This window comes from Pseudomonas sp. 7SR1, from assembly GCF_900156465.1.
Taxonomy (GTDB): Bacteria; Pseudomonadota; Gammaproteobacteria; order Pseudomonadales; family Pseudomonadaceae; genus Aquipseudomonas.
The window spans coordinates 2499402-2520399 of the sequence record NZ_LT707064.1; the positions used below are offsets into that span (position 1 = coordinate 2499402).

A 20998-nucleotide genomic window follows, 5' to 3' on the forward strand; every position below is an offset into this window, starting at 1 on the left:
CAGTTTAGCCAAAGGACTGGAGCGGCGCACAGCGCAATAAAGTCCAGGCACAAAAAAAGGAGACCCGAGGGTCTCCTTTTTTGCCGGCGCGTTAGCGTCAGTCGAACAGACCGAAGGTCATGTAGCTGAACCAGGATCGGTCGCTGGACTCGCTTTCGGGCTCTTCTTCCTCGATCACGTCGCCATTTTCGTCCTTGGGCTTGAGCTCGTTGGGGATGGCTTCCTTGGCGTCCTGGAACTGGCGCTGTACGTCCTGGTTGGCGCGGGTTTCGCCCGGCGGCAGGGGCGGACGGGACTCGATCAGGCCCAGTGTCGCCTTGCTCAGCCACGAACGGTTGTCGGCTTCGTCGACCCGCGGGGTGAACTGGCCGTCGACCAGGGAGGGGTGATCCGGATAGTTGAGCTTGAGGGTTTCCAGGCTGGTGGCTGCCAGTTCGTCCAGGTGCAGGCGCTGGTAGGCTTCGGTCATCACCGCCAGGCCGTCGCCTACCGAGGGGGTTTCCTGGAAGTTTTCCACCACGTAGCGGCCACGGTTGGCGGCGGCGACGTAGGCCTGGCGGGTCAGGTAGTAATCCGCCACATGGATTTCGTAGGCGGCCAGCAGGTTGCGCAGGTAGATCATGCGCTGCTTGGCATCGGGCGAATAACGGCTGTTGGGGAAGCGGCTGGTCAGCTGGGCGAACTCATTGTAGGAGTCGCGCGCGGCGCCCGGGTCACGCTTGGTCATGTCCAGCGGCAGGAAGCGCGCCAGCAGGCCAACGTCCTGGTCGAAGGAAGTCAGGCCCTTGAGGTAGTAGGCGTAGTCGACGTTCGGGTGCTGCGGGTGCAGACGAATGAAACGCTCGGCGGCGGATTTCGCAGCTTCGGGCTCGGCGTTCTTGTAGTTGGCGTAGATCAGCTCCAACTGGGCCTGGTCGGCGTAGCGGCCGAACGGATACCGCGATTCCAGCGCCTTGAGCTTGGCGGTGGCGCTGGTGTAGCTGTTGTTGTCCAGGTCGTTCTGTGCCTGTTGGTACAGTTCGATTTCGCTCAGGTTTTCGTCTACGACTTCCTTCGATGAGCAAGCGGCGGTCAATGCGAGGATGGCGATCAGCAGCAGGTGTTTCACTTGCATGGCGGCTTGCGTCCCTATGACGGCCGCTGTCTTGGGCGGGGCCGTCCTGTTATGATGAGCGCCCCGTTGAAAGCCTCGGGGCAAAAGACGCCGTATTTAACCACAAGCGCGCAGCCGAAACCAAAGGCTGTGCCGACGCCCAGTCCGAGCATGTCCGATAAAATAGAACTTCGCGCAGAGGTGCCGTCCGAAATGGGCGGTCAACGCCTCGATCAAGTCGCCGCCCAACTCTTCGCCGAGCATTCGCGCTCGCGCCTTTCCGCCTGGATCAAGGACGGCCGCCTGACGGTGGACGGCGCGGTGATCCGCCCGCGCGACATCGTCCATGGTGGCGCCATCCTCGAGCTGACGGCCGAACAGGAAGCCCAGGGAGAATGGGTCGCCCAGGACATCGCCCTGGACATCGTCTACGAAGACGATGACATCCTGGTGATCAACAAGCCTGCGGGCCTGGTGGTACATCCGGCGGCCGGCCACGCCGATGGCACCCTGCTCAACGCCTTGCTGCACCACGTGCCGGATATCATCAACGTACCTCGCGCCGGCATCGTGCACCGTCTCGACAAGGACACCACCGGCCTGATGGTGGTGGCCAAGACCATCCAGGCACAGACACAGCTGGTTGCACAATTGCAAAGCCGCAGCGTCAGCCGTATCTATGAATGCATCGTGATCGGCGTGGTCACTGCCGGTGGCAAGATCAATGCGCCCATCGGTCGTCACGGCCAGCAGCGCCAGCGCATGGCGGTGATGGAAGGTGGCAAGCCCGCAGTCAGCCATTATCGCGTGCTGGAACGCTTCCGCTCCCACACCCATGTACGGGTCAAGCTGGAAACCGGCCGCACCCACCAGATCCGCGTGCATATGGCCCACATCAACTTCCCGTTGGTGGGTGACCCGGCCTATGGCGGTCGTTTCCGCATTCCCCCAGCCGCCAGCATGACGATGGTCGAGTCTTTGAAGAACTTCCCGCGCCAGGCGTTGCACGCGCGTTTCCTGGAGCTGGATCATCCGACCACCGGCAAGCGCATGAGCTGGGAGTCGCCGTTGCCGGATGACTTCGTCTGGCTGCTGACCTTGCTCAAGCAGGACCGCGAGGCGTTCGTCGGATGACCGACTGGCTGATACCCGACTGGCCTGCACCGGCCGGGGTAAAGGCCTGTGTGACCACCCGAGCGGGCGGGGTCAGCCTGGCGCCGTTCGACAGCCTCAACCTGGGCGATCATGTCGGCGACGATCCCGGGGCCGTTGCCGAAAACCGTCGTCGCCTGACCCAGCGCTTCGCCATCGAGCCGGCCTGGTTGCAACAGGTCCATGGCATTGCCGTGGTCGAGGCCGACCCGGCCCAGGTGGCGACCGCCGACGCCAGTTGGACCGCTACGCCGGGTATCGCCTGCGCAGCGATGACTGCGGACTGCCTGCCGGTGCTGTTCTGCGACCGCGCCGGTAGCCGCGTCGCGGCGGCCCATGCCGGTTGGCGCGGGTTGGCGAGCGGCGTGCTGGAAGCCACCCTCGACCGCTTCCAGGAGCCATCCGAGGAAATACTCGCCTGGCTCGGCCCGGCCATCGGTCCACAAGCCTTCGAAGTCGGGCCGGAAGTGCGCGAAGCCTTCGTCGCGCAACTGCCCCAGGCGACGCAGGCTTTCGTGCCCAGCCATAACGCCGGCAAGTTCCTGGCCGACATTTATGAGCTGGCGCGCCTGCGCCTGGCGGCGCGCGGTGTCACGGCGGTCTACGGTGGCGGCCTGTGCACCGTGGGCGATCCACGCTTCTTCTCCTACCGCCGAAATCCGCGCACCGGTCGTTTCGCCTCCCTGGTCTGGCTCGAACGCTAGAATTCTCTGATCTGCATCAACAGCGCACTGCTTGAATCTTCCAGAATCGTCCACATCTATAACGGTATCTGGCAGGTTTCTTCATTCAGGATGTTTTTCGGTCCGGCCTGCTCAAAAGGAAGGTGACCTTATGCGTATTGACCGTTTAACCAGCAAATTACAACTGGCCCTGTCCGATGCCCAATCGTTGGCTGTCGGCATGGACCATCCGGGTATCGAGCCGGCGCACCTGATGCAGGCCATGCTTGAGCAGCAGGGCGGATCCATCAAGCCGCTGTTGATGCAAGTAGGCTTCGACGTCAACAGCCTGCGCAAAGAGCTGGCCAAGGAACTCGACCATCTACCCAAGATCCAGAACCCCACCGGGGACGTGAACATGTCCCAGGACCTGGCACGGCTGCTCAACCAGGCCGACCGCCTGGCGCAGCAGAAGGGTGACCAGTTCATTTCCAGTGAACTGGTGCTGCTCGCCGCCATGGACGAGAACAGCAAGCTGGGTAAATTGTTGCTTGGCCAGGGCGTGAGCAAGAAAGCCCTGGAAAATGCCATCAACAACCTGCGTGGCGGCGAAGCGGTGAACGACGCCAACCACGAGGAATCCCGCCAGGCTCTGGACAAGTACACCGTTGACCTGACCAAGCGTGCCGAGGAAGGCAAGCTCGATCCGGTGATCGGTCGCGACGACGAAATTCGACGCACGATCCAGGTGCTGCAGCGCCGCACCAAGAACAATCCGGTACTGATCGGTGAGCCAGGCGTGGGCAAGACCGCCATCGCCGAGGGCCTGGCCCAGCGCATCATCAACGGTGAAGTGCCCGATGGCCTCCGGGGCAAGCGATTGCTGTCCCTGGACATGGGGGCGTTGATCGCCGGGGCCAAGTACCGGGGCGAGTTCGAGGAGCGGCTCAAGGCTCTGCTCAACGAATTGTCCAAGCAGGAAGGGCAGATCATCCTGTTCATCGACGAATTGCACACCATGGTCGGTGCGGGCAAGGGTGAGGGCTCCATGGATGCCGGCAACATGCTCAAGCCTGCGCTGGCCCGTGGCGAGTTGCACTGCGTCGGTGCGACCACGCTCAACGAGTACCGCCAATATATAGAGAAGGATGCGGCGCTTGAGCGGCGCTTCCAGAAAGTACTGGTGGACGAGCCGAGCGAAGAAGACACCATCGCCATCCTGCGTGGCCTGAAAGAGCGCTATGAGGTCCACCACAAGGTGGCGATTACCGATGGTGCGATCATCGCGGCGGCCAAACTCAGCCACCGCTATATCACCGACCGGCAATTGCCCGACAAGGCCATCGACCTCATCGACGAGGCCGCCAGCCGTATCCGCATGGAGATCGACTCCAAGCCTGAGGTACTGGATCGTCTGGAGCGACGCCTGATCCAGCTCAAGGTCGAATCCCAGGCCCTGAAGAAGGAAAGCGACGAAGCGGCGAAGAAACGCCTGGAAAAGCTGCAGGAAGAAATCGTGCGTCACGAGCGCGAGTATTCCGATCTGGAGGAAATCTGGAACTCGGAAAAAGCCGAGGTCCAGGGTTCTGCGCAGATCCAGCAGAAGATCGAACAATCGCGCCAGGAGCTGGAAGCAGCCCGTCGTAAAGGCGACCTCAACCGCATGGCCGAGCTGCAATACGGGGTGATCCCGGATCTGGAGCGCAGCCTGCAGATGGTCGACCAGCACGGCAAGAGTGAGAACCAGTTGTTGCGCAGCAAGGTCACCGAGGAAGAGATTGCCGAAGTGGTTTCCAAGTGGACCGGCATCCCCGTGTCGAAAATGCTCGAAGGCGAGCGCGACAAACTGCTGAAGATGGAAAGCCTGCTGCACCAGCGCGTGATTGGTCAGGAAGAGGCCGTGGTGGCGGTGTCCAACGCGGTGCGCCGGTCTCGTGCGGGGCTTTCGGACCCCAATCGTCCCAGTGGTTCGTTCATGTTCCTCGGCCCGACCGGTGTCGGTAAGACCGAGTTGTGCAAGGCGCTGGCCGAGTTTCTCTTCGATACCGAAGAGGCGATGGTGCGCATCGACATGTCCGAGTTCATGGAGAAACATTCCGTGGCGCGACTGATCGGCGCGCCGCCGGGCTATGTGGGTTACGAGGAGGGTGGCTACCTGACCGAGGCCGTGCGGCGTAAGCCGTACTCGGTGATCCTGCTCGATGAAGTCGAGAAGGCTCACCCGGATGTCTTCAACATCCTGCTGCAGGTACTGGAAGATGGCCGCCTGACCGACAGCCACGGGCGCACGGTGGATTTCCGCAATACCGTGATCGTGATGACCTCCAACCTGGGGTCGACGCAGATCCAGGAGCTGGTGGGCGACCGCGAGGCCCAGCGCGCCGCGGTGATGGACGCGATCTCCACGCACTTCCGGCCGGAGTTCATCAACCGTGTCGACGAAGTGGTGATCTTCGAGCCATTGGCCCGCGACCAGATCGCCGGTATCACCGAGATCCAGCTGGGCCGGCTGCGCAGCCGCCTCACCGAGCGCGAACTGAAGCTGCAACTGAGCGACGAGGCCTTGGACAAGCTGATCGCCGTGGGCTACGACCCGGTCTATGGCGCACGCCCACTCAAGCGTGCGATCCAGCGCTGGATCGAAAACCCGCTGGCGCAGTTGATTCTCTCCGGTCGGTTCATGCCCGGCGAAACCGTCACCGGCACGGTGGAAAACGACGAAATCGTCTTCAACTGAAAGCCAGCAAGTCCCTGTGATCGAATGGCCTCGCATTGCGAGGCCATTTTTTTCATCAGGCCGTTGAACTCAAAGGAAAAGGCTTGTAAAGTGCGCCCCGCAGTCAGTCACCCACGGGTTACTTCTCCCTGAGAAGCAATCCAAAATAAGTTGCAAATCATTGTCTTGAAAGCAATTTAGGGGGTTGACAGCGGTTTTGAAGATTGTAGAATAGCGCGCCTCAGACACACGAACGCAGAGATGCAGACGAGTAGAAGAGGTTGAAGCTGGATACAATCGGTTTCAATGCAGTAACTTGAAATATCAGTTCCGTGATAGCTCAGTCGGTAGAGCAAATGACTGTTAATCATTGGGTCCCAGGTTCGAGTCCTGGTCACGGAGCCATTTCAATCGGGGTATAGCGCAGTCCGGTAGCGCGCCTGCTTTGGGAGCAGGATGTCAGGAGTTCGAATCCCCTTACCCCGACCATTTTTGGGTCGTTAGCTCAGTTGGTAGAGCAGTTGGCTTTTAACCAATTGGTCGTAGGTTCGAATCCCACACGACCCACCATTTTTGAAACCAGTTCGCTGGAATCGAATCTTAAGATCAGAGGCCAAAAGCGCTGATCGAGGAAGGCGACTTGCGAAGGTCGCCTTTTTTTTACCGGGGTATAGCGCAGTCCGGTAGCGCGCCTGCTTTGGGAGCAGGATGTCAGGAGTTCGAATCCCCTTACCCCGACCATATTGAAAATCCTCGTATCGAAAGATACGGGGATTTTTTTCGCCTGCGGAAAAGTAAATCACTTCAAGTCATCATACAACTTGCCGATAACCCGCCGACGGGGCCATGGGATGATCGCCCCCTTTTTCAGGCCGATAACAAAAAAAGGCAACCGCTATGTTTCTTCGCCAATTGAATATCGCCCCTCGTGCGGCGCTGGGTTTTGCCCTGATCGCTGTGCTGGTGGCATTGCTCGGAGTGTTTGCGCTGGGGCAGATGTCGAGCATCCGCGACAGTGAGGTCGCGGTGGAAACCCAATGGTTGCCCAGTATTCGCGGCGGTGACGAGATCCGCGAACTGATGTTGCGCATCCGCACCATTTCCCTGCGCATGGCCCTGGACGAGGATCCGAAGAACATTGCGGTGTACCGGGGACAGATGGACACCCGTGACAAGGAACTGAGCGAAAAAATCGCCAGTTACGACAGGCTGGTCGTCACGCCTGAAGGCAAGGCCCTCTATGAGCAATTCAAGCAGACCTTCGCCGCCTATCGCTCGGGGATCGCTCAATCGTTCACCCTGGCGGAACAGGGGCGGCGCGATGAACTGATCAAGCTGTTGCTGGTGGACATGAAAACTGTCGTGGACGGCTCGGGCAAGCAACTCAACGACCTGGCGGAGCTGTTTTCCAAGCAGGTCTCCATCGAAAGCCAGAAATCCCAGGAGCACTACGCCAATTCCCGGATGATCGTCAGCCTGTTCATCGTGCTGGCGGCATTGGCTACGGTCGCCTTGGCCATGCTGCTTACCCGCAGCATCGTCAAACCCCTTGGCGAGGCATTGAGCGCCGCACAGAGCGTGGCTCGTGGCGACCTCACCCGTCCCATCGAAACCCATGGCAACGACGAGGTGAGTCGCCTGCTGGAAGCATTGGCGACCATGCAGCGGAACCTGCGCGAGACATTGCAGGGTATCAGCGGTTCGGCCACGCAGCTGGCGACCGCCGCCGACGAGCTGAATGCGGTAACCCTCGACAGCACCCACAGCCTGCAACAGCAGAACGACGAAATCGAACAGGCCGCCACCGCTGTCACCGAGATGACCACGGCGGTGGAGGAAGTAGCACGTAATGCTGTCTCCACCTCAGATGCCACCCGCCAGTCCAGTGAGTCGGCGGTGCTCGGGCAGGAGCGGGTCAGCGATACCGTGGACGCCATTGGCGCGCTTGCCAGCGATGTGCAGATCACCGGCGGCCTGGTGCAATCCCTGGCGAATCAGTCACAAGACATCGGCAAGGTCCTGGACGTGATCCGGGCCATTGCCGAGCAGACCAACCTGCTGGCCCTCAACGCCGCTATCGAAGCGGCGAGAGCGGGGGAAAGCGGGCGCGGATTTGCCGTAGTGGCCGATGAAGTGCGGGCACTGGCCTATCGTACCCAGCAATCGACCCTGGAAATCGAACAAATGGTCCAGGGCATGCGCAACGGCGCCGCCCAGGCACTGGACTCCATGCAGACCAGCTCCAGTCGCGCGGCCAGTACCCTGGCATTGGCGGAGCGGGCGGGGGAAGCGCTGCAGACCATCACGAGTTCGGTGAACGAGATCCACGAACGTAACCTGGTGATTGCCAGTGCCGCAGAGGAACAGGCGCAGGTGGCCCGTGAGGTGGATCGCAACCTGGTGAACATCCGGGATTTGTCCGCTCGGTCGGCGAGCGGAGCGGACCAGACCAGCGCCTCCAGCCATGAGTTGTCGCAACTGGCCAATTCGTTGCGCACGATGGTTCAGCGGTTCCAGGTGTGATGCAGGGACAGTGTCGCCTGTGTTGCCGTCATCGAGAGCAGGGCTCGTTTGCACAGGGACCGTATCCACTTGAGGACACTTGGCCACTGTGAAGACGAGCCTGCTTGCGACAGTGGTGTATCGGCTCAGTGCAACTTGAGCCTGGGCTCGGTTCCGCGTCCGATCTTGCTGCCCAGCATCAGCATCGCTGTACGGAACATCCCGTACAGCGCCATCTGGTGCATGCGGTACAGCGACACGTAGAACATCCGTGCCAGCCAGCCTTCGAGCATTACGCTGCCGGTGAGGTTGCCCATCAGGTTACCTACCGCCGAAAACCGCGACAGGGAAATCAGCGAGCCGTAATCCGTGTATTTATAGTGCGGCAGCGCTTTGCCTTCGATCCGCAGTTTCAGGGATTTGGCCAGCAGTGAAGCCTGCTGGTGCGCAGCCTGGGCGCGAGGCGGCACGTTGCGATCCGAGCCCGGTTGCGGACAGGCGGCGCAATCGCCGAAGGCGAAAATGTTCTCGTCACGGGTGGTCTGCAGGGTCGGCAGAACCAGCAATTGATTGATCCGGTTGGTTTCCAGTCCGTCGATTTCCTTGAGGAACTCCGGGGCGCGGATCCCGGCGGCCCAGACCTTCAGGCTCGCATTGATCACTTTGCCGTCGACGGTGACCAGGCTGTCGGCCGTGACCTGGCCGACGGCGGCGTTGGTCATGACATTGACGCCGAGTTTCTCCAGGGTCTTGTGCACGGGCCCGCCGATGCGCTCGGGCAGTGCTGGCAACACCCTTGGCCCGGCCTCGATCAGGGTGATATGCATGTTTTCCGGCTTGATCCTATCCAGGCCATAGGCCGCGAGTTCATGGGCCGCATTGTGCAGCTCGGCGGCCAGTTCGACGCCGGTGGCCCCGGCTCCGACGATGGCGACGCTGATTCGCTCTTCCGTGTCGGTCTGGCCGGCGTGGGCGCGCAGGTAATGATTGAGCAACTGCTGGTGGAAGCGCTCGGCCTGTTTGCGGGTGTCGAGGAACAGGCAATGTTGCGCCGCACCCTCGGTGCCGAAGTCATTGGTAGTGCTGCCGACCGCAATCACCAGGGTGTCATAGCTCAGTTCGCGGGCCGGCAGCAGTTCCAGGCCGGCCTCGTCGTAGGTGGCGGCCAGTTGGATACGCTTGCGTTCGCGGTCCAGGGCACTCATGCGCCCTAGCTGGAACTGGAAGTGGTTCCATTTCGCCTGGGCGACGTAGTTGAGTTCGTCTTCGGAAGAGTTCAGAGAGCCGGCCGCCACTTCGTGCAGCAGCGGCTTCCAGATGTGGGTCAGGTTCGCGTCGACCAGCATTACACTGGCCGTGCCACGCTTGCCCAGAGTCTTACCCAGGCGGGTAGCCAACTCCAGACCGCCGGCTCCGCCGCCAACGATGACAATACGATGGGTCATGGGGATATCTCGCAAGGCTAAAGGAAATCGGTGCCGTTACCCGAGCGAGCGCCGGTGTCGTATCCCTCGATACCAGGCTGCTCATAGCGTCAGGTAACTGATCAATCGGCTCAACAGGCCCAGGCCGATGGTCACGGCCAGTACCACCACCAGGAGCATCCACGGCCGGAAGGGCCGGCGCTCGACTCGGTGCTGGGACAGTTGCAGGTACTCTTCGACATGCTTCTGGTCTTCGGGGTTCAGGCGGCTGGTCATAAAGGCCTCGTCAGGTAGACGTTGCAGAACGGGTAGACGTTACAGGAGCGCCGGTCGTCCAGGCGAATGGACGGGTTGTAACATCCCTGTGGTGCCGACACCACGGTTGTGTGCGGCGCCGGCGTGTTTTCACAGGCTGATCCCGACATCGAAGACGATGCTGCGTCCCAGGTTGCTGCGCAGGAAGTCCGGTGCGTCGGGATGGGCGAACAGCACCCGGGCGAAGGTCGGCCCCACCAGCGATAACGAGCGCCAGCCCTGGCGCAGATATTCGGTGGGTGGCGGGAAATGGCTGTTGAGGTCCAGCACTTCGCGCTTGAGGCTGGCGAAGGCGATGATGTCCAGCTCCCCCAGGTCCATGCCTCGTTCGGTGTAGTTGTGGGCTTTCTTGCGCAGGGTGGGCGCCAGTCGCAGCAGGAATTCGTTGGCCGGGATCCGCCGGGGCTTGGCCTCGCGGCGCACCAGTTGGCTGAGGGAAAAAGCGCTGCGGCGGCGTTGCAGCTCATCGCGCCATTCGTCATTGAGGCGACGGCCTTCGTCGAGGACAAAAAACACCTCGAAGTTCGCATCGCGAAACAAGACGTCCGGTGGTTCCCCGGCGGGGGCGAACTCATCGGCGCGATAGGGCACGTTCAACCCTTGCAGCAGCCGTTGGCAGACCCAACGCTCACGCTCCCATTTGCGGGCATTGGAGAGAAAGGCGTTGGCTTGCTCGGCCGCGATGGTGAGCAGGCGTAAATAATCGGAGTCATCCATGAGCCCAAGCTTAGCGTTCAATTGCGACAAGCTGGAAGCCTTGCGTTGATTAATACGCGTCGGCCGGGGTGTAGACTGCCGGCTTGAATTCGAAGGCGATGACGGAGTCTGTGATGCCAGGGCAAGCGAAAGGAGGAGTCCCATGATCGGTGCCGAGCTGCTCTCTTCGCAGACCCTCACGGCGGGTTGGCTGATCTATGTGCCGGTGCTCGCCTGGGCGGTCTGGCGCGCGCCCTGGGTCGAGCTGTTCACCGACAGTCGACGCCAGCATCTGCTGTTCGGGACGGTGCTCGCGTTGTTCATGTTGTGGCTGGTGCGCCGGGATTTCGAGACCGGCGTGTCGTATCACTTCATCGGCATGACCGCCGTGACGCTGCTGCTGGACTGGCCCCTGGCGATCCTCGGCGGCTTTCTGGCCCAGCTGGCGCTGGTCCTGCTCGGGCGTCAGGACATGGTGGCGGTGGGCGTCAACGGTATGCTGCTGGTCCTGCTGCCGGTGTGGGTCACCGAATGCTGCGCGATCCTGGTGGAGCGAGCCCAGCCACGCAACCTGTTCGTATACATATTCTGTTCGGGGTTCCTGGCCGCTGCGCTGTCGGCGCTGCTGTGCCTGCTGCTGGGGCTCGGTCTGCTGTGGTATGACGGTGTATTCGCCATGCCTTACTGGCTGAGCGACTTTGTCGGCTATCTCTGGCTGGTCATTTTCCCCGAGGCCTTCATCAACGGCATGGTGATCAGTGCGCTGGTGGTGTTCAGCCCCGAATGGCTGGAGACATTCAACCGTACGCGGTATCTGTCGGCTCCCTGGAAGGACAACGACAAGCCTTGATTCACATCAAGGCTGCGCGGGCGAGCGCCCGGCATGCTCTGCAAAAATTTCGGGAGCACAACCATGAGTGTTTATGAGTGGGCGAGACAGGAGATCAGGCGCAGCCAGGACGCGGCCATGGAAATAGGCTTCGATCCGGGACTGAGCCTGCGGGCCTTGCTCAGTGCGGTGGTGCAGCAGAGCAAGGCCGTGCGCAGTGTCGAGGACCTGGCCGACGAATTGGGTTTCCTGGCGGAAAACCTCGACGACAGCCAGGACTACGGTTTCATGCGCCCTTAATGATGTGAGCGGGGGTTGAAGTCTTCGCTGAACAACTCGTCCTCGGCCTCAGGGCTGACCGGAATCTTGTGTTCCTCCGACGCCCAGGCGCCCAGGTCGATCAGTTTGCAGCGATCGGAGCAGAAGGGCCGGAATTTGCTCTCCGGGCTCCATTCGACGGGGGCGCCACAGGTCGGGCAATCAACGGTTGGGTTCTGGCTCATGACTGGCCTCCACGCAAGGTAAGGTAAAAATGATGCAGGCGTTCGACCTCGCTGTGCAGCCAGGCGAGGTCGCGGTCGTTGACCACCACGTCGTCCGCATGGCTCAGGCGATCCTGACGGCTTGACTGTGCCTTGAGGATGGCCTGGACCTGTTGTTCGCTGGTCTGGTCGCGCTGCAAGGTACGTTCGATCTGCATTCGTTCCGGAGCATCGATCACCAGGATGCGCTGGGTCATGGCGTACTGTCCCGACTCGATCAGCAGTGGCGAGACCAGGATCGCATAGGGCGATTGTGCCAGTGCCAGATGATGGGCGATTTCGTCGGCGATCAACGGATGCAGCAATGCCTCGAGCCAGCGACGCTCCTCGGCATTTTCAAAGATGAGTTTTCGCAGCGCCCCTCGATCGAGGCTGCCGTCGGCCTGCACCACGCCAGGGCCGAAATGCCTGGCGATTTGCGCCAGGGCCGGGCGTCCGGGTTCGACGACCCAGCGTGCGGCGTGATCGGCGTCGACCACGTGCACGCCCAGGTCGATGAAGTGCTGGGCCGCCGCGCTTTTACCGCTGCCGATACCGCCGGTCAGGCCGAGAATCCAGGGTTTTTCCACAGGGGTATTCATTAGAAACCGACAGACTGCCAATAGAAGTCGGTTATTTGACCACCCCAGAGCAGCGCAATCCAGCCGGCAATGGCCAGATAAGGCCCAAAGGGGATTTGCGTCGACGCCGGAGCGTCACGCATGCGCAGTACAACCACGCCGACGACTGCGCCTACCAGGGACGACAGCAGCAGCGTCAACGGCAGGATCTGCCAGCCGCCCCAGGCGCCCAGCATCGCCAATAGCTTGAAATCCCCATAGCCCATGCCTTCCTTGCCGGTGATCAGCTTGAACGCCCAGAACACCGACCACAGCGCCAGATAGCCGGCCACAGCGCCCCACATGGCCTCGTTCAGCGAAGCGAACAATCCAAAGCTGTTGACGATCAGGCCCAGCCACAACAAAGGCAGTACCAGCGTATCGGGCAGCAATTGGTGCTCGGCATCGATCAGGCTCATGCCCAGCAGGCCCCAGCTCAGGACCATCACCATTGCCGCCTGCCAGCCGAAGCCGAAATGCCAGGCGACGAACGCCGATAACACCCCACAGGCCAGTTCAGTCAGGGGGTAGCGCCTGCCGATGGGAGTGGCGCAACTGGAACAGCGGCCGCGCAGCGCCAGGTAGCTCAACACCGGGATATTTTCCCAGGCCCGGATGCGGTGGCCGCAATGGGGGCACTGGGAGTGGGGCAGTATCAGGTTATAGGCCGGGCCGGGCGTTTCGGCGGGCAGGCCCAGCAAGTCATGGGCCTGCAGTCGCCATTCCCGGCTCAGCATCCTGGGCAGGCGCCACACCAGGACATTGAGAAAGCTGCCGACGATCAGCCCGAGCAATAACGCCGTCAGCACGAAGGCCAGGGGATAAAGCGCGAAGAATTCGGTCAGGGGCATGTCAGATCGCAGAGCCGAGTTGAAAGATGGGCAGGTACATGGCAACCACCAGGCCGCCGACGACCACCCCCAGTACCACCATGATGAACGGCTCCATCAGGCTGGTGAGATTGTCCACCAGATTGTCCACTTCGGCCTCATAAAAACTCGCCACCTTGTCCAGCATATCGTCCAGCGCGCCGGACTCCTCGCCGATGGCGGTCATCTGGATCGCCAGGTTCGGAAAGATGCCTGACGCGCGCATGGAGAAATTCAGCTGCATGCCCGTCGAGACATCCTGTCGGATGCGTTGCACCGCTCGTTTGAATACCACGTTGCCGGTAGCGCCGGACACCGAATCCAGCGCTTCCACCAGCGGCACGCCGGCGGCGAAGGTGGTGGAAAGCGTGCGGGCGAAGCGGGCCACGGCGGATTTGTACATCAGGGCACCGATCAGCGGCAGCTTGAGCAGCCACTTGTCGCGCCAGTCACGAAAGCCCTGGGAGCGCTTGAGGGCATATCTCACCCCGAAAAAACCGCCGACCAGCGCACCCAGCAGCAGCCACCACCATTGCTGCATGAACTCCGACAGGCCAATGACCATCACCGTGAACCCCGGCAGCTCCGCGCCGAACCCGGCGAACACCGATTCGAACTGCGGCACCACCTTGACCAGCAGGATGCCCGTGACCACCGCCGCAACCAGTATCACGGCTGTCGGGTAGGTCATGGCCTTCTTGATCTTGGCCTTGAGGGCCTCGCTCTTTTCCTTGTAGGTGGCGACCCGGTCCAGCAAGGTATCCAGGGCGCCAGCCTGTTCCCCGGCGTCCACCAGGTTGCAATACAGCTCGTCGAAGTACTGCGGGCATTTGCGCAACGACGCGGCGAAGCTGTTACCGGCTGCGACTTCCTGCTTTACCTCGTCGATCAGCTTGCGCATGTTGGCGTTGTCGAAGCCTTCGCCGATGATGTCGAAGGCCTGGAGCAGGGGCACGCCGGCCTTGAGCATCGTTGCCATCTGACGTGTGAAGAGGGCGATATCCAGGGGCTTGATGCGCTTGCCCTTGCTGAATATCGAGGTGGACTTCTTGCGCACCCTGTCCGGGTTGATCCCTTGCTTGCGCAACTGTGCCTTGACCAGCGCCGGGCTCTGGCCGGTCAGCTCGCCGGACATTTTCGTGCCCTTGCGGTCCTTGCCTTCCCAAGTGTAGGTATCGGTTTTTACTGCCTTGACCGCCATGCTCAGTCCTTGGTGACCCGGTTGATTTCTTCGAGGCTGGTCACGCCTTGCATCACTTTGAGCAGCCCGGAGGCGCGCAGGTCGTTGAAGCCGTCCTTGCGCATCTGCAGGTCGATTTCCAGCGAGTTGCCCTCGGCCATGATCAGGCGTTGCAGCTCGGGAGTGTTCTTGACCACTTCGTAAATCCCCACGCGGCCCTTGTAGCCGTTGTTGCACTGTTCGCAACCGACCGGCTCATAGATCGTGAACGAGCCGATGCGTTCCCGAGGGAAACCTTCCTTGAGCAGGGTTTCCTCTGGAATCTCGATGGCCTTCTTGCAATGAGTGCACAACTTGCGCGCCAGTCGCTGGGCGATGATCAGGTGCACGGCCGTGGCGATGTTGAAGCCGGGAATGCCCATGTTCTGCAGGCGGATGAGGGTTTCGGCGGCGCTGTTGGTGTGCAGTGTGGACAGCACCATGTGCCCGGTCTGCGCAGCCTTGATGGCGATCTCGGCCGTTTCCAGGTCGCGGATCTCGCCAACCATGATCACGTCCGGGTCCTGGCGCAGGAATGAGCGCAGGGCTTGTGCGAAGTCCAGCCCCTGGCGCGGGTTCACGTTGACCTGGTTGATCCCCTCCATGTTGATTTCAACCGGGTCTTCGGCGGTGGAAATATTGATGTCCACCGTATTGAGGATGTTCAACCCCGTATACAGCGAGACGGTCTTGCCCGAGCCGGTCGGCCCGGTCACCAGGATCAGCCCTTGGGGTTGCTTGAGCGCCGCCAGGTACAGTTCTTTCTGGTCCGGCTCATAGCCCAGGGCGTCGATGCCCATTTGCGCGCTGGAGGGGTCGAGGATCCGGATCACCACCTTTTCGCCCCAGAGGGTTGGCAGGGTGTTGACCCTGAAATCGATGGACTTGGTCTTCGACAGTCGCATTTTCAGCCGTCCGTCCTGGGGTTTGCGCCGTTCGGAAATATCCAGGTTCGCCATGACCTTCAGGCGCGCCGCGATGCGGGTCGCCAACTGGATAGGCGGCTTGGCCACTTCCCGCAACATGCCATCGGTGCGCACCCGTACCCGGTAGGATTTTTCATAGGGCTCGAAATGCAGGTCGGATGAGCCGCCCTTGATCGCATCCAGCAGCATCTTGTTGACGAAGCGCACCACCGGCGCATCGTCGGCGTCCAGCCCGGCGATAGTGTCCTGCTTGCGGTCGTCGCCTGATTCGATGTCGAGGCCGTCGAGGTCGACATCGCCCATGCCCTCCAGCCCCGTGGTACTGGACTCGAAGAATTTCTCGATGGCATCGCTGAGCTTGTCGTCCTCCACCAGGATGGCTTCAGTGGTCAGGCCGGTGCTGAACTGGATGTCGTTGATGGCCTGGTGATTGGTGGGGTCGGAAATGCCCACGAACAGCTTGTTGCCGCGCCGCCACAATGGCAGCGCGTGATGCTGGCGTACCAGCTTTTCGCTGACCAGCCCCGTGGGCTGGATGTCCTTGTCGAGGCTGTTGAGGTCCAGCAGGGCGACACCGAAATGTTCCGAGGCGATCTCGGCAACCCGGCGGCTCTGGACCAGTTTGTTCTGTACCAGATAACTGACCAGGGGGATGCGATTGCGCTGGGCCTGCTGGTGCGCCTGTTGGGCATTTTGCTCGGTGATCAGTTCGGCCAGTACCAGTTGCTTGGTCAGTCCACTGAGGGCGATGTCAGTCATGGGGATCCCGGATACGGCAATTCATGACCTATAGCCTAGTCAAGCCTCGACGCCCTACCAGCGGGGCGGGGTGACAAAAAATGTCAGATAGTGCGGTTGTTGGGGTAGGCCGTAGTGCTTTGACGGGCTGCAAGGCCTTGCCCGCGCGGCTCGGGGCGGTTGGCATGTGCCGTGCAATGACTGCTCCAACCATGAGATTTCGCCTCATGTATGGAGATGTCTATGAACAAGCAGAATGGCTTTACGCTGATCGAGCTGCTGATCGTCGTGGCGATCATCGGCATTCTGGCGACCTTTGCGTTGCCGCAATATTCCAAATACCAGGCGCGAGCCAAGGTGACCGCGGGCCTGGCGGAGATCACCGCATTGAAAGTGCCGTTCGAAGACACGATCAATTCGGGCACCAACCCGACCCTCGAGCTTATCGGCGGGACGGCAACCACCAGTAACTGCACCACCACTGCCTCGGGTGTTGCCTCTACCGGGGTCGGCACCATCGGCTGCACGATCCTCAATGCACCAGGCCCGGTGGTGGGCAAGACGATCACGCTGAGTCGTTCGGGAACCGGCGTATGGACCTGTGCCACCACGGCTGAACAGGAATACGCTCCCAAGGGCTGCACCGGTGCTGCCGCTGCAGGTAGTTGAGGCATACAGGTTGATCTGACCGGCCCCGCTTTTAGCGGGGTTTTTTTGCGTGTAGGAAATGCCCGGCAATTCAGTGGCTTAAGCCGTCGTAAAAAAACCGCAACTTGCATGTACAAAATCGGAGGGTCATGCATTTTGCATGATTCTGTAAATCGCCGTTTCGCTTAACTTATTGATTTAAAAGAAATTATTTGAATTTATAAAACTGGCACAGCCTTCGCACTACTCCTGACAACCCTGCCGGAATGCATTACCCCGGCAGTTTCTGAGAAAAACAGGAGTTACTCGTATGAAGAAGTTCGCTATCACTGCCGCTGCAGCCACCGCACTGACCCTGACCATGGCTAGCGCTTTCGCCGAGACCACTCAAGCAACTCAGGCTCCAATGATGCTGGCTGCGGGCGAAGTGACAGAGGCCAAGGAAGCCACCTCCGATACCTGGATCACCACCAAGGTCAAGGCTGACCTGGTCACCGAAAAAGGTATTCCAGGCACCGATATCAAAGTAGAAACCAACAAAGGCGTCGTGTCCCTGTCTTCCACTGTTGCCGTGACCGAGGCTCAGAAAGACACAGCAGTGGCAATCGCCAAGAAAATCAAAGGCGTCAAGGCTGTATCGGCTGATGGCCTGAAGGCCGAATAAGGCCAAGACTTCTCCGCCTGAACCGGGAGAAGGCACGGCAAGCGGGCCTAGTCATACGTTTGCCGTTGCTTAGGGTTCATGCGAAAGGCCACATGGATGTGGCCGTCCCAGGCCCTCGGCGTTTGCCGGGGGCCTGTCTATTTTGGGCAGGGTGTTGATCGATCAGATGGGCTAGCGCCCGCGTTTGCTGGTGATCTGCACCAGGCGATTGCCTTCGAAGCGCAGGTACTGGTACATGCCGCTGTTGGGGCCGTAAGTCCATTCCTCTACCGGATATTCTTCGCGGCGATTGACGCTGCGCTTGTAGCCCAGGTCGTCTCGAGCCGTGGGTTGTCCGCATTTGTGCAGCACTTCACTGGAACGATCGCCAACGCTGATCAGCTGGCTGCCGCAGCGCAACGTGTCGGCCGCCAACGCCGGGCCGGCAACCAGCAGCAATCCCAGGGAAAGCCATTGGAAGCGGTTCATGTTATTCGGCATCCAGGTGCATGGGGGTGATCACGCGTCCATCGCTTTCGGCCTGGCCGAGGGTCGCGTCGATGAAATACACCCGTTCGTCAGCCAGTTGGCCCTTGTCCACCAGGAAGTCCTTGATGCTGCTGGCTCTCTCCTGCCCCAGTTCACGCAGCAGAACGTCACTGCCGCTCCAGAACTTGATGACCCCTTCACGCAGCTTCTCGATACGAGCCTTTTTATCCAGTTGCGACCATTCGGCCGGTGGCTGGGTCTTGAGGCGGGTGCGGTAGATGCCTTCCAGCAGCGGGGCCTTCTCGTCCTCCGGTACCTGCAGCAACAAAGCCTTGGCCGGGACCTTGTCGCCCCTGCGTTGCAGCATCTTGTAGTAGTTGTACTGGTATTCGCGTTCCAGGCGCTGGGCGGCGAGTAACGGGCCGTCGCTACTTTCGGCGGCGGTGCCTTCGATTTCCAGGCGCAGTTCGGGACGTTTGCCCAGGGCTTCGGACAGCTTGAGCAGTACGCCCTGGTTCTCCTGGCTCAGCTCGCTGGAGCCCGGTGCGAACGACACGCTGCCCAGGTCTTGCGAGCCGCCTCCGGCCACTAGCCCACCGATGAGCTTGAACGGTGCCTGGGCCGCTCGTACCACCAGGTTGCGCAAGGTTTGCCAGACAATCGGCATGACGCTGAATTGCGGGTCGTTGAGATTGCCGGACACCGGCAGTTCGATGGAAATTCTGCCTTCGGAGTCCTTCAGCAACGCGACGGCCAACTTGAGCGGCAGGCTGACGGCGTCCGGGCTGTCGACTTTTTCCCCCAGTTGCAGTTGCTCCACCACCACCTTGTTGTCGGCCTGGAGCTGGCCTTGGGTGATGCGGTAATGCAGGTCCAGGTTGAGCCGGCCCTTGCGGATGCGGTAGCCGGCGAATTTACCGGAGTAGGGTGTCAGGGTCGTCAGTTCGACACGCTTGAAGCTGGTGGCGATATCAAGGCTGGCCATCGGATCGAACGGGTTGAGTGCTCCCTTGATCGTGACAGGTGCGTAGCGGTCGACCTTGCCCTTGATGTCGACGCTGGCCGGTTTTGCCTGGCGACTGTCGATGGTGCCGATCTGGCCGTTGAGCTGCTGGATGGCGGTGGCGAAGTTCGGTGTCAGGCTGAAGTCGGCGAAATTGGCCGAACCGTCATTGATGGCAATCGCGCCGATGTGGATGCCCAGGGGTTTTTCCTTGGAAGCCGGTTTTGCCGCAGTGTTCTTCGGGCCGCTGTCGGCCGGTTGCGGGATGAGCAGGTCATCGACGTTGGTGGTGCGATCGTCGTTGATCATGAAGCGCGCATAAGGCTGGAGCAGATTGACCTTGTCGATGGACAGGCTGTCGCCGTGCTGATAACTGAGGCCTTCGAGCACCAGGCGCTGCCATTTGACAAAGTCTCGGGTCTTGAGGGTATCCAGGGTGTGCAACTGATCGACCTGGGCGCGACCGGTGATTGCGAAAGCCAGCGGCTCGGTGCTCTTGAGATCCACTGCCAGGTCGCTGCCGAGCATGCCTGAACGCAGCTCCAGGCGAATGAACGGGTTGATATAGGCCTGGGCCACACGCAGGTCGATGTCCTGGGTCTTGACCTTGAGCCTGGCCGTGACGGGGCTCAGGTTGACCTCGCCGTCGGCGAGGATCTTGCCCTGTTTACCCAATCCGGTGTCCAGCTTGAGGGTAAAGGGTGAGCCGTTGAGGGTGTCGAAGTTCTGCAGGTCGAGATTCAGCGGGCCGACCTCCAGTGCCACGGCAGGCTGTGCCTGGCGGTCGGCCAGGTGCACCCGGTAATCGCGCAATTGAACGTCCTTCAACAGCACCTGCCAAGGCTTGCCAGGGGCTTGCGGGGCTGGCTTGGGCGAATCGGCCGCCGCCGGGGCCGATGCGGGCTCTACCTTCACCTGGGGTTTTGCCGGCTGGCTGGCGAAGAGCTTCTGCCAGTCCAGTTGTCCGTCCGCCTCGCGGGCGGCCCAGGTCTCCAGCTTCTGGCTACGGACTTTGCCTACCAACACTTGCTGCTTGGCCAGGTCCACCGTCGTTTCGCTGACATCCAGGCGCTCGAGCTTCGCCAGCGGTCGACCGTCGGGCGCCTTGATGGCGAAGGGCGCGACGCTGACGGCCGCGTTGCTGAGCAACAGTTCGGTGCCCTTGGCCAGGTTGAGCTTGTAGTCGGTGCTCAGGTTGAGCACGCCATTTTCCAGCACCAGGGGCACCGCGTCGCGTACGTAAGGCCACCAGGCTTTCATCTGGCCGTCAGTGATCTTGAGTTTGCCTTGCGAAGCGATGGGCGAAAGGCTGAAATTGCCGGTCCAGTCGACCTGTCCACCTTCAGGGCCGACGGCGACCAGGGTCATGTCGGCGCTGTCGTCAGGCAGGGTACTCAGGTTCTTCAGTTCGAAATCAAGCGTGTCGTAGAGGAACTCGATGGGTTCGCTGGGCCGGAGATCCTGGAAATGCACATAGCCGGTGGCCAGTTTGATCCGGTCGACGCGCAGGGGGAACGGCTTGGCGTCCGGATCGGCCGGGGTCGGTTCGCTGGGCGGCAGCTTGAACAGGCCCAGCAGGTTCAACTGCCCGTCCTTGGCGAACACGATCTCGGTCTTGGGCTTGTCCAGCTCGATATCGGCCAGGTGCAGGGCACCTGACCAGAGGCTGTCGACCTGCAGGTTGGCGTACAGGCGTTCGAAGCCGACCTGTTCCTTGCCCGGTTCGCCCACATTCAGTCCCCACAGGGTGACTTCGAGGCTGAAAGGATTGAGTTCGATACGCTGCAACTGAGCCGGAACCGTGGCAAGGCTGGCCAGTTGCTGGTTGGCGATCCGCAAGGCGATGCCCGGCAATATCAGAAACCCCAGCAGGCTATAGAGGGCCAGTGCGATAAGCAGTGCGGCGAAAGCGCGTTTCAATCCTTTGGACATG

Annotated in this window: 19 protein-coding genes and 4 tRNA genes; 12 read left to right on the plus strand and 11 right to left on the minus strand. The window is 61.0% G+C overall.

The genetic code is table 11. The features are described from left to right. Window positions 1-97: 97 nt before the first annotated feature. Window positions 98-1114: an outer membrane protein assembly factor BamD gene (locus BW992_RS11395; RefSeq protein ID WP_076406242.1), complete on the minus strand. Its 1017-nt coding sequence runs from the start codon at window positions 1112-1114 to the stop codon at window positions 98-100. Window positions 1115-1264: 150 nt separating this feature from the next. Here BW992_RS11395 and rluD point away from each other — a divergent pair, with 150 nt between their 5' ends. The 8 genes from rluD to BW992_RS11435 all read left to right on the plus strand — a co-directional run bounded on the left by rluD (window position 1265) and on the right by BW992_RS11435 (window position 8146). Then, entirely contained in the window at window positions 1265-2227 is a 963-nt protein-coding gene (gene rluD, locus BW992_RS11400; RefSeq protein WP_072398614.1) for a 23S rRNA pseudouridine(1911/1915/1917) synthase RluD, read from the plus strand. Beyond that, a complete protein-coding gene (gene pgeF / locus BW992_RS11405; RefSeq protein ID WP_072431993.1) occupies window positions 2224-2949 on the plus strand; it encodes a peptidoglycan editing factor PgeF in 726 nt (241 codons plus the stop codon). The genes rluD and pgeF overlap by 4 nt, the downstream gene beginning before the upstream one ends. Window positions 2950-3079: 130 nt before the next feature. Then, a complete protein-coding gene (gene clpB / locus BW992_RS11410; RefSeq protein WP_072398616.1) occupies window positions 3080-5644 on the plus strand; it encodes an ATP-dependent chaperone ClpB in 2565 nt (854 codons plus the stop codon). A 308-nt stretch (window positions 5645-5952) separates the two neighbouring features. After that, window positions 5953-6028 (plus strand) — tRNA-Asn (locus BW992_RS11415). Window positions 6029-6035: 7 nt separating this feature from the next. Next, window positions 6036-6112 (plus strand) — tRNA-Pro (locus tag BW992_RS11420). 5 nt (window positions 6113-6117) lie between these two features. Next, window positions 6118-6193, plus strand: a tRNA-Lys gene (locus BW992_RS11425). Between the two features lie 94 nt (window positions 6194-6287). Continuing rightward, a tRNA-Pro gene (locus BW992_RS11430) sits at window positions 6288-6364 on the plus strand. A 156-nt stretch (window positions 6365-6520) separates the two neighbouring features. After that, window positions 6521-8146 carry a methyl-accepting chemotaxis protein gene (locus BW992_RS11435; RefSeq protein ID WP_072398617.1) on the plus strand — a complete coding sequence of 542 codons (1626 nt, stop codon included), beginning with the start codon at window positions 6521-6523 and terminating at the stop codon, window positions 8144-8146. Window positions 8147-8271: 125 nt separating this feature from the next. On the opposite strand, the gene BW992_RS11440 is transcribed toward BW992_RS11435, so the two are convergent. The 3 genes from BW992_RS11440 to BW992_RS11450 form a co-directional block, all read right to left on the minus strand. Next, the gene (locus BW992_RS11440) at window positions 8272-9570 is read right to left on the minus strand and encodes an NAD(P)/FAD-dependent oxidoreductase (RefSeq protein ID WP_072431991.1); all 1299 of its coding nucleotides are present in this window, start codon (window positions 9568-9570) and stop codon (window positions 8272-8274) included. Between the two features lie 81 nt (window positions 9571-9651). Then, window positions 9652-9825: a DUF3094 domain-containing protein gene (locus BW992_RS11445; RefSeq protein ID WP_003205686.1), complete on the minus strand. Its 174-nt coding sequence runs from the start codon at window positions 9823-9825 to the stop codon at window positions 9652-9654. Window positions 9826-9954: 129 nt separating this feature from the next. After that, window positions 9955-10581, minus strand: coding sequence for a DUF1780 domain-containing protein (locus tag BW992_RS11450; RefSeq protein ID WP_047229866.1), 627 nt, complete (start codon window positions 10579-10581; stop codon window positions 9955-9957). Window positions 10582-10723: 142 nt separating this feature from the next. Here BW992_RS11450 and BW992_RS11455 point away from each other — a divergent pair, with 142 nt between their 5' ends. Both BW992_RS11455 and BW992_RS11460 read left to right on the plus strand, forming a co-directional pair. Then, window positions 10724-11410, plus strand: coding sequence for an energy-coupling factor ABC transporter permease (locus tag BW992_RS11455; protein WP_072398619.1), 687 nt, complete (start codon window positions 10724-10726; stop codon window positions 11408-11410). 63 nt (window positions 11411-11473) lie between these two features. After that, window positions 11474-11689, plus strand: a complete 216-nt coding sequence (locus tag BW992_RS11460) for a hypothetical protein (protein ID WP_072398620.1) — start codon at window positions 11474-11476, stop codon at window positions 11687-11689. On the opposite strand, the gene yacG is transcribed toward BW992_RS11460, so the two are convergent. The 5 genes from yacG to pilB are packed head-to-tail and all read right to left on the minus strand — an operon-like array spanning window position 11686 to window position 16303. Beyond that, on the minus strand, window positions 11686-11892 hold the full coding sequence (gene yacG, locus BW992_RS11465; protein ID WP_072398621.1) for a DNA gyrase inhibitor YacG: 207 nt from the start codon (window positions 11890-11892) through the stop codon (window positions 11686-11688). The two genes, BW992_RS11460 and yacG, sit on opposite strands and share 4 nt — an antisense overlap. Next, entirely contained in the window at window positions 11889-12512 is a 624-nt protein-coding gene (coaE, locus tag BW992_RS11470; RefSeq protein WP_072398622.1) for a dephospho-CoA kinase, read from the minus strand. The genes yacG and coaE overlap by 4 nt, the downstream gene beginning before the upstream one ends. Further along, window positions 12512-13381 carry a prepilin peptidase gene (locus BW992_RS11475; protein ID WP_072398623.1) on the minus strand — a complete coding sequence of 290 codons (870 nt, stop codon included), beginning with the start codon at window positions 13379-13381 and terminating at the stop codon, window positions 12512-12514. Before BW992_RS11475 ends, coaE begins: the two co-directional genes overlap by 1 nt. 1 nt (window position 13382) lies before the next feature. Further along, on the minus strand, window positions 13383-14600 hold the full coding sequence (locus tag BW992_RS11480; protein ID WP_072398624.1) for a type II secretion system F family protein: 1218 nt from the start codon (window positions 14598-14600) through the stop codon (window positions 13383-13385). A gap of 2 nt (window positions 14601-14602) precedes the next feature. Beyond that, on the minus strand, window positions 14603-16303 hold the full coding sequence (gene pilB, locus BW992_RS11485) for a type IV-A pilus assembly ATPase PilB (protein ID WP_072398625.1): 1701 nt from the start codon (window positions 16301-16303) through the stop codon (window positions 14603-14605). 222 nt (window positions 16304-16525) lie between these two features. On the opposite strand from pilB, the gene BW992_RS11490 reads away from it, so the two are divergent. Both BW992_RS11490 and BW992_RS11495 read left to right on the plus strand, forming a co-directional pair. Next, on the plus strand, window positions 16526-16951 hold the full coding sequence (locus BW992_RS11490) for a pilin (protein ID WP_072398626.1): 426 nt from the start codon (window positions 16526-16528) through the stop codon (window positions 16949-16951). A 289-nt stretch (window positions 16952-17240) separates the two neighbouring features. Next, window positions 17241-17594: a BON domain-containing protein gene (locus BW992_RS11495; protein WP_072398627.1), complete on the plus strand. Its 354-nt coding sequence runs from the start codon at window positions 17241-17243 to the stop codon at window positions 17592-17594. A 171-nt stretch (window positions 17595-17765) separates the two neighbouring features. On the opposite strand, the gene BW992_RS11500 is transcribed toward BW992_RS11495, so the two are convergent. Then, a complete protein-coding gene (locus BW992_RS11500) occupies window positions 17766-18062 on the minus strand; it encodes a DUF2845 domain-containing protein (protein ID WP_072398628.1) in 297 nt (98 codons plus the stop codon). Window position 18063: 1 nt separating this feature from the next. After that, window positions 18064-20997, minus strand: coding sequence for a DUF748 domain-containing protein (locus tag BW992_RS11505; RefSeq protein WP_072459662.1), 2934 nt, complete (start codon window positions 20995-20997; stop codon window positions 18064-18066). Between the last annotated feature and the right edge of the window lies 1 nt (window position 20998).

Bases quoted from the DNA above. Each gene is read 5' to 3' on its own strand.
- BW992_RS11460 (WP_072398620.1), top strand. From the start codon at position 11,474: ATGAGTGTTTATGAGTGGGCGAGACAGGAGATCAGGCGCAGCCAGGAC.
- BW992_RS11445 (WP_003205686.1), bottom strand. From the start codon at position 9,825: ATGACCAGCCGCCTGAACCCCGAAGACCAGAAGCATGTCGAAGAGTAC.
- clpB (WP_072398616.1), top strand. From the start codon at position 3,080: ATGCGTATTGACCGTTTAACCAGCAAATTACAACTGGCCCTGTCCGAT.
- BW992_RS11505 (WP_072459662.1), bottom strand. From the start codon at position 20,997: ATGTCCAAAGGATTGAAACGCGCTTTCGCCGCACTGCTTATCGCACTG.
- BW992_RS11440 (WP_072431991.1), bottom strand. From the start codon at position 9,570: ATGACCCATCGTATTGTCATCGTTGGCGGCGGAGCCGGCGGTCTGGAG.
- BW992_RS11455 (WP_072398619.1), top strand. From the start codon at position 10,724: ATGATCGGTGCCGAGCTGCTCTCTTCGCAGACCCTCACGGCGGGTTGG.
- BW992_RS11480 (WP_072398624.1), bottom strand. From the start codon at position 14,600: ATGGCGGTCAAGGCAGTAAAAACCGATACCTACACTTGGGAAGGCAAG.
- BW992_RS11395 (WP_076406242.1), bottom strand. From the start codon at position 1,114: ATGCAAGTGAAACACCTGCTGCTGATCGCCATCCTCGCATTGACCGCC.
- BW992_RS11490 (WP_072398626.1), top strand. From the start codon at position 16,526: ATGAACAAGCAGAATGGCTTTACGCTGATCGAGCTGCTGATCGTCGTG.
- coaE (WP_072398622.1), bottom strand. From the start codon at position 12,512: ATGAATACCCCTGTGGAAAAACCCTGGATTCTCGGCCTGACCGGCGGT.
- BW992_RS11450 (WP_047229866.1), bottom strand. From the start codon at position 10,581: ATGGATGACTCCGATTATTTACGCCTGCTCACCATCGCGGCCGAGCAA.
- BW992_RS11495 (WP_072398627.1), top strand. From the start codon at position 17,241: ATGAAGAAGTTCGCTATCACTGCCGCTGCAGCCACCGCACTGACCCTG.
- BW992_RS11435 (WP_072398617.1), top strand. From the start codon at position 6,521: ATGTTTCTTCGCCAATTGAATATCGCCCCTCGTGCGGCGCTGGGTTTT.
- rluD (WP_072398614.1), top strand. From the start codon at position 1,265: ATGTCCGATAAAATAGAACTTCGCGCAGAGGTGCCGTCCGAAATGGGC.
- pilB (WP_072398625.1), bottom strand. From the start codon at position 16,303: ATGACTGACATCGCCCTCAGTGGACTGACCAAGCAACTGGTACTGGCC.
- BW992_RS11475 (WP_072398623.1), bottom strand. From the start codon at position 13,381: ATGCCCCTGACCGAATTCTTCGCGCTTTATCCCCTGGCCTTCGTGCTG.
- yacG (WP_072398621.1), bottom strand. From the start codon at position 11,892: ATGAGCCAGAACCCAACCGTTGATTGCCCGACCTGTGGCGCCCCCGTC.
- BW992_RS11500 (WP_072398628.1), bottom strand. From the start codon at position 18,062: ATGAACCGCTTCCAATGGCTTTCCCTGGGATTGCTGCTGGTTGCCGGC.
- pgeF (WP_072431993.1), top strand. From the start codon at position 2,224: ATGACCGACTGGCTGATACCCGACTGGCCTGCACCGGCCGGGGTAAAG.